At 54.3% G+C, this 13,139-nt stretch carries 12 protein-coding genes; 9 read left to right on the forward strand and 3 right to left on the reverse strand.

The features are described 5' to 3' along the window. The first annotated feature begins 339 nt into the window (after nt 1-339). Nucleotides 340-2,757: a hypothetical protein gene (locus B4C79_RS00530; protein ID WP_291740115.1), complete on the forward strand. Its 2,418-nt coding sequence runs from the start codon at nt 340-342 to the stop codon at nt 2,755-2,757. Between the two features lie 114 nt (nt 2,758-2,871). Then, entirely contained in the window at nt 2,872-3,711 is an 840-nt protein-coding gene (locus B4C79_RS00535; protein WP_105027354.1) for a hypothetical protein, read from the forward strand. A gap of 83 nt (nt 3,712-3,794) precedes the next feature. On the opposite strand, the gene B4C79_RS00540 is transcribed toward B4C79_RS00535, so the two are convergent. Both B4C79_RS00540 and B4C79_RS00545 read right to left on the reverse strand, forming a co-directional pair. Next, nucleotides 3,795-4,868, reverse strand: a complete 1,074-nt coding sequence (locus tag B4C79_RS00540) for a 2Fe-2S iron-sulfur cluster-binding protein (protein ID WP_171100724.1) — start codon at nt 4,866-4,868, stop codon at nt 3,795-3,797. A gap of 12 nt (nt 4,869-4,880) precedes the next feature. Beyond that, complete coding sequence (locus B4C79_RS00545; RefSeq protein WP_171100725.1) at nt 4,881-6,083, reverse strand: alkane 1-monooxygenase; 1,203 nt, start codon at nt 6,081-6,083, stop codon at nt 4,881-4,883. Between the two features lie 181 nt (nt 6,084-6,264). On the opposite strand from B4C79_RS00545, the gene B4C79_RS00550 reads away from it, so the two are divergent. From B4C79_RS00550 to B4C79_RS00580, 7 genes are all read left to right on the forward strand, one after another. Beyond that, a complete protein-coding gene (locus B4C79_RS00550) occupies nt 6,265-6,906 on the forward strand; it encodes a TetR/AcrR family transcriptional regulator (protein WP_291742994.1) in 642 nt (213 codons plus the stop codon). Nucleotides 6,907-7,037: 131 nt separating this feature from the next. Next, entirely contained in the window at nt 7,038-7,781 is a 744-nt protein-coding gene (locus tag B4C79_RS00555; protein WP_105027358.1) for a response regulator transcription factor, read from the forward strand. Nucleotides 7,782-7,835: 54 nt separating this feature from the next. After that, nucleotides 7,836-9,104 carry a glutamyl-tRNA reductase gene (gene hemA / locus B4C79_RS00560; RefSeq protein WP_105027359.1) on the forward strand — a complete coding sequence of 423 codons (1,269 nt, stop codon included), beginning with the start codon at nt 7,836-7,838 and terminating at the stop codon, nt 9,102-9,104. Continuing rightward, nucleotides 9,105-10,187, forward strand: a complete 1,083-nt coding sequence (gene prfA, locus B4C79_RS00565) for a peptide chain release factor 1 (RefSeq protein WP_291742987.1) — start codon at nt 9,105-9,107, stop codon at nt 10,185-10,187. After that, nucleotides 10,184-11,047: a peptide chain release factor N(5)-glutamine methyltransferase gene (prmC, locus tag B4C79_RS00570; RefSeq protein ID WP_291742984.1), complete on the forward strand. Its 864-nt coding sequence runs from the start codon at nt 10,184-10,186 to the stop codon at nt 11,045-11,047. Before prfA ends, prmC begins: the two co-directional genes overlap by 4 nt. Before the next feature lie 80 nt (nt 11,048-11,127). After that, the gene (grxD, locus tag B4C79_RS00575; protein WP_105027362.1) at nt 11,128-11,460 is read left to right on the forward strand and encodes a Grx4 family monothiol glutaredoxin; all 333 of its coding nucleotides are present in this window, start codon (nt 11,128-11,130) and stop codon (nt 11,458-11,460) included. A 53-nt stretch (nt 11,461-11,513) separates the two neighbouring features. Beyond that, nucleotides 11,514-12,116, forward strand: a complete 603-nt coding sequence (locus B4C79_RS00580) for a UbiX family flavin prenyltransferase (protein ID WP_291742980.1) — start codon at nt 11,514-11,516, stop codon at nt 12,114-12,116. A 75-nt stretch (nt 12,117-12,191) separates the two neighbouring features. Here the strand turns inward: B4C79_RS00580 and B4C79_RS00585 are convergent, their stop codons facing one another. Continuing rightward, nucleotides 12,192-13,058, reverse strand: coding sequence for a class I SAM-dependent methyltransferase (locus B4C79_RS00585; protein ID WP_171100733.1), 867 nt, complete (start codon nt 13,056-13,058; stop codon nt 12,192-12,194). Nucleotides 13,059-13,139: the final 81 nt, after the last annotated feature.

Below are 13,139 nucleotides of genomic sequence, written 5' to 3' on the forward strand. Positions count from 1 at the left end.
TTTACGGGGAACCCCCCACCAAAATGGGCCCCCCAAGGAGACAAGCGCAAGGAAAAAAATCTCTGTTATATGACATGAATTTGACATCCAGCAACTGCAAACCAAGGCAATACATTGGACCAATTATTGCAATAAACAACCACAGAACCATCGCCAATAAACAATCAATTCTCAATTATTTAATTTCTATTTAACAATTGTATTTGTCTTTCCCGGCGAACGAAAATTAATCATGCAGCTATTTGTATTTTCCTGAATCCGATTGAATCGGCTGTGAGTAAAACGCTTATAGCAGTGGATTTGCCTACGAAACTCTCTAGCCCCAAGGAAATGTGAATCATGGAAAACGCCAACCCCGACGTGGGAATAATTAAATCGCCAGCCGGTCTTCAGGTAGAACGAGGCGGCAAGATCGTTGAGCTAAGTCAGGGCGATGCCTTGAAGTGGAATGACGTTGTAACCAACACTGGCACCCAGACCGTAGAAGTATTAATGCCTGCGGTGTCCGCCGGACATGGTGACACGCTGCTGCAACTTGCACCCAACGCGTCAGCCAAGCTGGAACAGATTACTTCCACCGTTGCGGATGGTGCAACCCGAACAGAGGTTGTCGCGCTGAGCGAAGGCGTGGAGTTGTACGACATTGACAATGATGTCAGTTCGGCAATCCTGACCCCATACGAAGGGACAATGTCAGGCTTGGTTGGTGCCGGTCTGTTGGCCGGCGGTAGCGCTGGCGCCGGTGTAGGCGCAGCTATTGGTGGCGCCGCCCTCGGTGCAATCGCGCTAAGCGACGACGGTGACGACACAGTAACTACAGTTGACCCAAGCGACGACAGCGATTCCGACTCCGATTCTGACTCCGACAGCGATTCCGACTCCGACAGCGACTCTGACTCCGACAGCGACTCTGACTCCGACAGCGATTCCGACTCCGACAGCGATTCCGACTCCGACAGCGATTCTGACTCCGACAGCGATTCTGACTCCGACAGCGATGCAGAAGGCGACACCTCTGGCCTGATCGGCGGTATCGAGTCACTGAACGATGGCTTGGAACAAACTCCGCTTGCGCCAATCACCGCTGTGACAGGCGCGGTGGCCGATGGTCTTGCCACGGTGTCGGACGGCATTGCGAGTATGTCCGAACAAGACCCAACCGGCGTTGCTAACTTGCTGGCTGAAACCATTGGCCAGCCTCAAGAAGGCTACACCAACGAGCAAGAGGGCCTTGCCGGTACCCTGAGCAATCTGTCTCAAGGTTTGGCGGAAGGCGCAGAGCCAACTCCTCTTGACCCAGTGGTCGACCCCTTGGCACAAACCTTGGGTTACAGTGAAAACGAGCCGGCACAGCAGACAATGATTGCAAGACTCTCAACCGCCGAAGCTGAAAACAAGGGCGAGGTTGATGGTGTAGCTCAAGGTCTCACCACAATCGGCAATGTTCTGGCATCTGATGAGAGCCCATTGAATCCACTAACCGCCGGCATTTTGGCACCCGTGGTTGGCACCAGCGATGCGGATGCTGGTTCACCTGGCGTACCCGGTACCCTACAAGAAGTAGCTGAAGGCCTAACCGACCTGACCAACCCGAACAGTGCATTCGCGCCGTTGGCACCACTTACCAGTGGTTTGGCATTTGTTGTTGCCGGTGGGGAAGACCCAACTGGTGGGCAGCTTCCCGAGCAACTCACCGTCGGCTTGGCTGGTGGCGTAGCTCTTCTTGGTGAACAAGCAACTGACAACTCTGGCTCTGCGGGCCCCGGTGAGCCACTTGTTGAAACTGTGGGCAACCTGCTTGGTGGCGAACGTGCTGAGGATGATGGCGGCGAACCGGGTGAAGGTGAAGAACCAGAGGAACCCGGTGAAGGTGGCACAACCGGCACACCGCTGGACGTGATCCTGGACCCAATCGCTGACGCTGTTGGCGGAGGAGGCCTTCCTGAAACACCGCTATCACCCCTCACAGACGCGTTGATGGAGAATACAGATCCAGACGTTTTTGCTGAGAGCCTGGCAGGCGTGATCGAAGACATCGGCGCCAACACACCACTTGCAGCGGTGACTGAACCTTTGGCTGAAGCACTGCGTTCGGGTGGTCTTCCGGACATGGGTGGTGGTGACGATGGCGAGGAGCCAGAGGAGCCAAACCCAACTGCTGGTCCAATCGAAAGTGGGGCTCTCCAATTTGTGGATGCAGCGCCAATCGAGATGATTCCGGCAATAGGTCAGCCAATTGAAGATGGCATCATCACTGGTGCTGCTGCACTGGACGGCCTGCTGGCTGGCGGAATCCCCGGCGCACCTGCACTCCCAGGCTTGCCTGGTGGTGGCGAAGGCGAACCAGGCGAAGGCCCAACCGGAACACCTCTGGATGCAGTATTGGCTCCATTGGCCGACTTGGCTGGTGGCGGTTTGCCAGAAATCCCAGGCTTGCCTGGCGGTGACACCGGTGGCGAGACACCAGCACCTAATCCAGAAGCCGGTCCGATTGAAAGCGCAGCCCAGCAGTTCGTGGACGTTGCTCCAATCGAGATGATCCCAACCATTGGTCAGCCAATTGAAGATGGCATCATCACTGGTGCTGCTGCACTGGACGGCCTGCTGGCTGGCGGAATCCCGGGCGGTGACGCGGGTCTGCCTATCCCGACGGATCCGTCTGCACTGACAGATCTGTTGGGTGGCACAGGCTCTCCATTGGGCTCACTGCCCGGTGCAGACGATCTGCCAACCATCCCTGGTCTGCCCACTGCATAATCTGCAATGACCCAAGAAAAACCCCTCCTCGGAGGGGTTTTTTATTTGAATCCAAATCCCGGTTCAGTGCAGTAAAAATAATAACTTTACCGACAACCCAACGGATATCACCTTATGAGCACGGCACCTCAAATCGGCACCATTGCCTCAAAAACCGACAAGCTATTGGTTCAGCGCCAAGGCGAGCAACTCACCTTGCGTCAAGGCGATGCAATTTTGGCCGGCGATGTTTTACAGAACAAAGATCTGGTCGCCGTGGACATTGAACTACCAGGGCAGGCCGCCGGCCAAGCCGACTCACTGGTGACCTTGGCGCCGGAATCAGCTGCTCAAATCGCCACAAACTCAGCCGCCGAAGGCGGCATGATTGAAGTGACCTCCTTGACAGAAGGCGTTGAACTTTTTGCGGTCAGTGAAGGCACTGACGGTGCCATCTTGCTCGCTGATGCCGGCACAGGCTTTAGTGGACTGGTTGGTGCAGGTCTGCTTTCCGCCGGCACTGCCGGTGGGGCCAGCGGAATTGCCACTGCGATCGGTGGCGGCGTGGGTGTGGCTGCACTTGCCGCCTCATCTGGCGACGACACCAACGTAGAAGGTTCAGCCTTTACCGATGTACGCGTGGACAACGGCGATGAAACAACAGAACCTGTTGACGATCCCGAGAATCCCGACGAAAGCGAAAATCCCGAAGATCCGGAGAATCCGGAAGACCCTGAAGATCCAGTCGACAACCCGGAAGAACCCGAAGAACCAACAGATCCCGTAGACGAAGGAACCACTGGCACGCCACTGGATGCTGTACTCGACCCCTTGGCCGATGCACTCGGAGGCACCCCCTTGTCGGTGATTTCCGATCCCTTGTTTGATGCCTTGGGGTCCCTCCCAATCGGCTCAGCACCCAACCCTGCAGATTCATTGCCACTGGACGCCGTCACAGGCAACTTGCCAATCTGAGTAAGAGTTTCTGACATAAAAAAGGCCACCGAGGGTGGCCTTTTTTTATTCAATCCAAGCGAATCACCAATAACCTGTGCCACTCATTCAAATTTGTCGTAACGAATGTTCTCAGCCTTCACACCCAACTTCGAAAACTTGGCAATTGCTGCATCAATCATCGCGGGCGGCCCACACAAGTAGGCCTGAACCTGCGGCCAATCCAACTCTAGCTTGTCCAGCTCATCTGTCACGTAGCCACGCGCACCGTTCCAGCTTGAATTGGCGGGTTCCTCTGACAACACCTGCTTGAAGTTCAGTGAGCCTCGCCAGCCTTGCTGAATTCGACCTATTTCCTCATCGGCATACAAGTCGCGCTGGGTACGGGCACCAAACAGATAAACTGCGTCTCGAGTTTCGCCAGCCCACTTGGCCTGCTCCAGCAAACTCAAAATAGGCGCCATGCCACTGCCACCGGCAACACACACAATCGGCGCTGGCTTCTCACCCTCAGCTGGGCGCAAATAAAAATCACCAAACGGCCCGCTCATGCTCAGCCGGGTTTCTCGCCGGTTGGCAGCAAACAGCCATTCAGTGAACTTGCCGCCGGGCACCTTTCGAACATGGAAAACAAGTTCATCGGCTTCCTGGCCTTTGGGTGCCATCGCAAAACTGTAGTTGCGCGACAAGCTGAATTCTTCAAGTCGAATTTCAGCATATTGACCCGCCTTGAATGGCATGGGGTCATCCAGCGCAACACGCAATTCCACAATGTCGTGTGTCAAATCTTTTTGACCCACGATTGTTCCGCGGGTTTCCACCAAGCGGTCACCGCCAGAGGTTAATTCCACTTCAATTTCAAGGTCGGTTTCCGGAATTGACTGACAGGCCAGAATCATCCCGGCTTTCAAGTCCTCGGCGCTCAGCACATAACTTGAATCAGTCAGTTCGCGCACTTTGCCGCTTTTCAGTTTGCACTTGCATTGGGTGCAACTGCCCACTCGGCAATTGTGCGGAAAACCCAAACCAGCGGACAAGGCCGAATTCAAAATGACTTTGCGGCCTTTTTCCACCTCAAAGCTTTGACCCCCAGGCGCAACACTCACCTTGTGGGTCACTTTGCCTTTCTTGCCAGCCGCTGCGCCACCCTGCAATCCAAACCATTCAAGCAATTTCATGGTTATCTCCCTTTACGCAGCAGCGCGATTCAATTGTTGGCCAGTCTGCTGCCCCAACTGGGCAGATTTCAAACCTTTCATGCCGCTCTTCACGCTGGCCTCAATCGCCAGTTTTTTCTCTTCCGGCGTGGCAAAGGTTTCATCCCAATGGTTCAACAAAGGCGTCATCACCTTCTTGTAAAGCGGGGGCACCAGGGCCAGCAAAATAGTGCCCAAATAGCCAGTTGGCAGCATGGGTGCATGGCGATAGCTGCGCAGGTTCCAGTATTCCTGATCTGCCTCAGCATGGTGGTGCGAGTGGCGGGTCAGCGCGTACAACAAAGCAGTCGACACCGAAGCATTCGTGTTCCAGCTGTGACGTGGTTCTACCTTGTCTTCCGGACGACGAACAATGCCGTAATGCTCCATGTAGTTCACGATTTCAAGCAAGGTTTTACCACCCGCACTCATGATCCAGAACATCACCACACCCGCCCAGCCACCAATGTAGAACGAAGCAGCAAACAAGCTCAAGCTCATCAAATTGCCACGCATCATGCGACTGTGGATTGGGTTCCAGACTGACTGGTTGAACTTGGCCAAGCGCTGCTTCTCCAGCTTCCAGGCCGACTTGTAACCGCCAATGGTGCTTTTCAACACAAAGCCATACACATTCTCACCGCGCTGTGCAGTGGCAGGATCGGCTGGGGTACCCAGGTTTTTGTGATGCCCATACACATGCTCAATCGCAAAAGAAGCATCACAAGTAAACGCCAGCATCCAGCGACCCAAAATCATGTCGCGCATGCTGTAGGTGCGGTGGGTCAGTTCATGGCCCACGTTGGTGCCACCAGCACCAAACAAAAACGCACCAGCCACAGCACCCACAAACCATTGGTACCAGGTGGTATCCGCTTGCAACTGAAGGCGGTCATAGCCAAATGTGTTCAACATAAAAGCATCAATGCCCAAAACATCCACAGGGGCCACCGCCCAGGTAAAGCAAAGTGTTACCCACATCAAAATGGGCAAAGTCAGCCACAGCATCAGGTTCAGAAAAAACTCGCCTTCCATGCGGGGCTCACTGCGATCATCAGGCAGCAAAACATCGCCCAATGCCACAACAAGCACCAAAGCAGCAATGCCGGTGTACATCCATGCCCCGCCCTGCATCATCGCGTGCATCACGCCAATCGCAATCAGCGGAAAAGTGGTGAATTTAAGGTAATGCAACATAGGTGGTCTCCCATTGATGAATGCCCAATAATTGTTATTGGAAGGGCAAGGTCTATCCCGATGAAAATCATGTTAACAATTGTAAACATACTCGTCAATACCCATCGCCCTAAATTTGGATAAAACTTCCAAATCAAGGATTCATAACAGATGTTCGGGTTTTCGCTATAATCGTTGGCTTATGACCACCAACGCATCAACCATCCACGGCCGCACCCGGCTTATTGAAGCTGCATTGAACCTGAGCTATCACCGGCGAAGTTTCTCCAGCCTCGGCATTCGCGAAATCACGCGCGAGGCGAAACTCTCTGCGCCTGCGTTTTACAGGCACTTTGAAGACCTGGCCGACCTTGGCACCGCAGTTATTCTCGAAGTAGAAAAAGCAGTGCTCGACGCCTTCACCGAGGTTCGAATCAGTACTGCCAAAGAGGCCGACCTCGACATTCGCCCCATGCTAGTCAAACGGTTTTTTGACTGGGCGGCCGAGAATCCAAAACCAGTCGTGGTGGGTGCCTCCGAGGCTTTCGGTGCCCTGGAACGCATGCGCGACGGTCTGAAAAAAACCATTCGGGCGATCAGTGAAGACATTTGCAGCGACAACCGCATTGCCGCCCTGCTACCCGGTTTGCCCAAAGAAGAAATGATCGAGGTACTGGAAGTGCTTGCTCAAAATGTGCTCTTCATGGCAGTTGAGTACGTCGAGAAACCCGATCAGCGGCAGGCCATCTACGACAAAGCGCTTCGCATTGTGGCTGTTATTTTTGCAGGCGCGCACGCCACACATGCCATGAAACTGGAACAGGAAAACAACCAAGCCCTATGATTGATAAATTGAACAACACTTCAATTTAACAAAAAAGCAACATTGTGTTTCCTGCCCTGTTTAAAGGATTAAACTGTCAACACACAAATTAACATTGTGGTAACAAAAATTCCGAAACAGGAGCCACACCCATGCGCATCGCCATTCTTGAAGACGACCTGACACAAAGCGAAATGCTGCGCTGGGTGCTTGAATCGGTTAACCACAAATGCCATTGCTTTGCCACATTCAAAAGCTTTCAAACCGCCCTGTACCGCGACAGCTTTGATTTAGTACTGCTCGATTGGGTATTGCCCGACAGCTCTGGCCCCAAGGTGATGCACTGGATTCGTGAAACCCTGCACATCAAAGTGCCCGTGTTGTTCATCACTTCAAAAACCGACGAAGAAAACATTGTCGAAGCGCTGAATGCCGGTGCTGACGACTACATGATCAAGCCCATACGTCGTGGCGAACTGATCGCCCGTGTCAATGCCCTGCTGCGTCGCGCGTATCCCGAATTAACAGCTCCGGAGGTGTTTGAAATCACCGACCTGGAATTTCACCCCAAGTTCTCCACCATCGTACGACACACCAAACGCGTGGTCATGACCCAGAAAGAATTTGATTTGGCCCTTTTGCTGTTTCGCAACCTGGGCAAGCCCCTGTCACGGTCACACATTCAGGAAAGCGTGTGGGGACGCGACACCGATTTGCCCTCGCGAACCATGGACACCCACATCTCCCGCGTACGCTCCAAGCTGGCTTTGCGGCCAGAGCAAGGCTTCCGTTTAACCCCTGTGTATGGCTTTGGTTACAAACTGGAACAGGTGGACCATGAAGGCAAATCCACAGATCTGGCAAAAATCAAACGCCAACTCGCCGAGAACGATTGAGGGCGTATCCGCCATAGCGGGTTATAATGAAGGGTTTTCCGCCCAGTAGGTATTATGGAGCTTTTCGCAGTCGGCCTGAATTATCAATCCGCACCGCTCGCACTTCGCGAGCGTTTGGCGTTTCCGGCCGAGCAATTGCAAGAGGCCCTGCGTGCGCTGGCGCAGCGCGTACAAGCCCCTGAAGCAGCCATTCTCTCAACCTGCAACCGCACAGAAGTATATTGCGCAGCCAGCAATATTGAGCAGCTCAAAACCGACTTGCTTGAATGGCTGGCAGTCAACCGCAACATTCCAACCACCGAACTAGGCCCCCACCTGTACATTCTTCCCCAACAGGAAGTGGTACGTCATGCATTCCGCGTGGCCAGCGGGCTGGATTCCATGGTGCTGGGCGAAGCCCAAATTCTGGGCCAAATGAAGCAAGCCGCCCGCACCGCTGAAGAAGCAGGTACGCTGGGTCAAATGTTGCATCAGCTGTTTCAGCGCACCTTCTCGGTCGCCAAAGAAGTGCGCTCGCACACAGAAATCGGCGCCCACTCAGTTTCAATGGCGTCAGCCGCCGTGAAACTGGCCAGCCGAATTTTTGGAGACCTCAGCAAGCGCCATGTACTGTTTATTGGTGCCGGTGAAATGATCCAGCTATGCGCCACGCACTTCGCCGCGCAAAACCCGAAAAGCATCACCATTGCCAACCGCAGCGCAGATCGCGCCAACCAATTGGCTCAAACCCATGGCGCCAGCGTCATCGGCCTGGCGCAGGTGCCCGAGCAACTCGCAAAATCCGACATTGTGATTTCATGCACGGCCAGTACACTGCCCATCATTGGTTTAGGCATGGTTGAAGCTGCCTGCAAGAAACGCAAGCACGAACCCATTTTCATGCTCGACCTTGCGGTACCCCGCGACATAGAAGCGCAAGTCAGCAAGCTCGACGACGTATTCCTATATTCGGTTGATGACCTTAGCCAAATTGTGCAGGAAGGCCGTGAGCAACGCGCCGCCGCCGTGGAACAAGCCGAGGCCATTATTGAATCGCAAGTGCAAGGCTTCATGCGCTGGATGAGCGAACGTTCGCTGGTCCCCACCATTCAGGAAATTCACCAGAAAGCCGACGACATTGCCCAGCTTGAACTTGATCACGCCCGCAAGCAACTGGCCAAAGGCACACCCGCCGACGACGTACTACAGCTGATGGCCCACCGCATGAGCGCAAAATTCATGCACGGCCCCATGCAAGCGCTTCACCACGCAAGCCCGGCCGAACGGGAAGCCCTGTTAAAGTGGCTACCTCAGCTATTCAACATTAAAAACACCGACAAATAGATGAAAGACAGCATGCGGAACCGGCTAACGCGCCTTGCCGAGCGCCTTGCCGACCTTGAAGAATTCTTGTCGTCCCAAAACGCCGCCAACGACATGGCGCAGTTCAAGGCCATCACGCGTGAGCGCTCTGAATTACTGCCCGCCACTGAACGCTTTGCTGAATATCAAAGCATTGAAGCCGACCTGAACACCGCGCAGGAATGGCTTTCCGACCCCGACATGCGCGACATGGCCCGCGAAGAAATTGCACAAAACGAAGCGAAACTTGCGCAACTCGAAGCCGACCTTCAACGCCTGCTGCTGCCCAAAGACCCCAATGATCACCGCAATGCCATGCTTGAAATTCGCGCAGGCACCGGCGGCGATGAATCTGCATTGTTCGCAGGCGACCTGTTTCGCATGTACACCCGCTACGCCGAACGCCAGGGTTGGCAAATCGAGGTCATGAGCGCCAGTGAATCGGAACTGGGTGGCTACAAAGAAGTGATCATTCGCCTTGCCGGTGACAATGTATACAAGCACCTGAAGTTTGAATCAGGAGGCCACCGTGTTCAGCGCGTGCCCGCCACCGAATCACAAGGACGTATTCACACCTCCGCCTGCACTGTGGCTGTAATGGCCGAACCCGACGAAGCTGAAGTCATTGAAATCAACCCCTCTGATTTGCGAATCGACACCTACCGCGCCAGTGGTGCGGGTGGCCAGCACATCAACAAAACCGATTCCGCTGTGCGAATTACCCACTTGCCCACAGGCCTGGTAGTGGAGTGCCAGGACGAACGCAGCCAGCACAAAAACAAAGCCAAGGCCATGAAGGTGTTGAATGTTCGCCTTCAGGACAAAATTGACCGCGAACGCCAAGCCGCTGAAGCCAGCGAACGCCGCAGCCTGGTGGGCTCCGGCGACCGGTCCGAACGCATACGCACCTACAACTTCCCGCAAGGGCGGATGACCGACCACCGGATCAACTTGACCCTGTACAAACTCGACTACATCATGGATGGCGATTTAACCGACCTGATGAACGGCCTGACTGCATTTCACGAAGCTGAACTGCTGGCCGAAATCACCGCCAAAGAATGAGCACACTGCCCAAACCCACCATTGAATCGGTGTTGCAGCAAACACGCGAAGAAACCGGGCTTGCGCCCAGCGAGCTGCGTATCCTGATGACCCACATCACCGGGTTTGACCGGGTCAATCTGGTGACAAAGGGCAACCGGGAACTGCCCATGGACCAACTCAGCGCGTTCAAATCATTGGCCGCCAAAAGGCAGCAAGGCGAACCCATTGCTTATTTGGTACAACAAAAGGAATTCTATTCACGCCCGTTTTTTGTCGACTCCCGGGTGCTGATACCCCGCCCGGAAACCGAAGAACTGGTAGAACATGCCCTTGGTTTTTTGCAAAGCAAATCGACTGAAAATCTGCTGACCCGAGTGCTCGATATCGGTTGCGGCAGTGGTGCCATTGCGGTGTCACTGGCCCTTGAAAACCCGATACTTGAAGTAACCGCCAGCGACATTTCAGCGGACGCCCTGTGGGTTGCCCAATTCAATGCCAATGAGCTGGGCGCGAAAAACATCCGTTTCGTTCAATCTGATCTCTTCGAGAATTTGCTGAACCAAACACCGCCCTTGGCATTCGACCTCATTTGCAGCAACCCGCCCTACATTGAACTGGGGGACGAACATCTTTCACAAGGCGATCTGCGTTTCGAGCCCCAACAAGCCTTGACGGATGGCGGCGATGGCCTGCGCTTTTACCGTGAAATTGCCCAACACAGCCCAAGCCTGTTGCGCGCAGGTGGTGGCGTGCTGGTTGAACACGGCCACCTTCAACAGGCGGCCGTGAAAGCCCTGTTTTCAAAGGGGCCTTATGTGCACGTTCAAGGCCTGCCCGACCTGGCCGGTACCCCGCGCTTCGTGTTTGCCCACATCTAGGCATTGAAAACGAGCGTTTTATACCCACATCCATTACACTACAGGGTTGTAGCAATTCATCCAATTGAAAGGAAGTTTTTATGAGCGCTCGCGATTCCATTCACGAAACCGTCACCAGCCACCCCGTGGTTTTGTTCATGAAAGGAACAGCCCAGTTCCCCATGTGCGGGTTTTCTGGTCGCGCCATTCAAATCCTGAAAGCCTGCGAAGCCGAAAAAGTAGTCACAGTGAACGTGCTGGACGACCCCGAAATTCGCCAAGGCATCAAAGAATACGCCAACTGGCCCACCATTCCACAACTCTATGTGAATGGCGAATTTTTGGGCGGCTGTGACATCATGACCGAGATGTACCAAAGTGGCGAATTGCAGGCACTGATCGCCGCCGCCAATGCGTCGACCAAGTCTGAGTAAATCATGAAACCGGCCGCACCAATCGCCCTGCGGCCACTTCCAGGCACCCCATCTTGAGCAGCACCCTTCCCCCCCAATTCAAACAGTCCATCACTGTTGCCATTACCGGTGCCAGCGGTGCTTTGTACGGTTTGAAAATTCTCGACTTGCTGCGTGCTCGCGGCGACACGGAAATTCACCTGGTGGTGTCGTCTTCAGGCTGGCTCACCCTGGCCAGTGAATGCGACCTGAGCAAGGAAGAAATTGAAGCGAAAGCCCATGTGGTGCACTCGCCCAAACAAGTGGGCAACTGCATTGCAAGCGGATCTTACCCGTCCGCAGGTATGGTCATTGCGCCCTGCTCCATGCACACCTTGGCTGCTGTGGCACATGGATTGTCAAATAACCTGATCACCCGTGCAGCCGATGTGGTGCTGAAAGAGCGACGCCGCCTGGTGTTGCTGCCTCGAGAAACTCCGCTGAATTTGGCTCATCTTCGCAACATGGTCAGCGTGACAGAAATGGGTGGCATTGTGATGCCACCAGTGCCCGCGCTATACCAGCGCCCTGCCAGCATCGATGCCATGGTCACCGACACCGCCCAGCACGCCCTGCAACTGCTGGGACTACCCAATGTACAGCGCAATGAATGGCAGGGGCTCAAAAGCAACAGCTAACTGATTGCGCTTTGCCCGCACCATCTTGTGGGTGCTTATTCAACGCCTCGAGCCAGCCCTGTCCGCTTCAGGGATCTAGGCTGGCACGTGAAAGCGCTGCTGCAAGCCCTCTTCACCATCCAGCCCTAACTCCACCAACATGTCGCGTAATCGCTGCGCGGCCTTTGGGTTCGATCGCTGGTGCTTCTTCGCAATAATCAACTCATTTTTCATCGAATGCTCCCAACCCACCAACTCAGTCACAGTCACCTGGTAACCATGCGCCTCCAGTTGCAGGCAACGCAACACATTCGTTAGCTGGCTCCCAAATTCACGGGTATGAAGTGGATGGCGCCACATTTCCACCAAACTGCTTTTACCCAGCTGGCTGGCTTTGCTCTTGCGCAAGTGCGTAGCCACCTCAGCCTGGCAACACGGCACCAAAGCCATGAACTTCGCCTGTTTTTTCAAGCCAAATGAAATCGCATCGTCAGTGGCCGTGTTACACGCATGCAGCGCAGTGACAATATCGACAGTTTCAGGCAAATCAGGGTGCTCCGTGGCCTGCGCCACCGGCAAATTAATAAACTGCATACCCGCATCAAAACCAAGCTGTTTCGCCAGGGTATTCGACTTGTCCACCAACTCCTGTCGGGTTTCCACGCCTGCCACTACAGCCCCATCAGGGTTTTGTTTCAAGTAGAGGTCGTACAAAATAAACCCAAGATACGACTTGCCTGCACCATGATCCACCAAGTACAAGCCGCCGTCATTGGCTTTGCGCACCTCATCAATCAACGGTTCAATAAATTGGGTCAAGTGGTACACCTGCTTCAACTTCCTTCGGCTGTCCTGGTTAATGCCACCTTCTCGCGTCACGATGTGCAACGCCTTCAACAATTCGATTGACTGACCTGGCTTTAGCTCAAGTGTATCTAGGGGGTTTCTTTTGGGTTTGGGCATCGCTGTGGGTTGCTGCGGTGAATACAATGCGCACAGTGTAAAGGGTTTAAGCTCAACCGGCTTGGGTTCCGATCTCTTGTC

Origin of the sequence: Limnobacter sp. UBA7229 (assembly GCF_002473065.1) — a bacterium.
In the GTDB taxonomy this organism is placed as follows: Bacteria; Pseudomonadota; Gammaproteobacteria; order Burkholderiales; family Burkholderiaceae_B; genus Limnobacter; species Limnobacter profundi.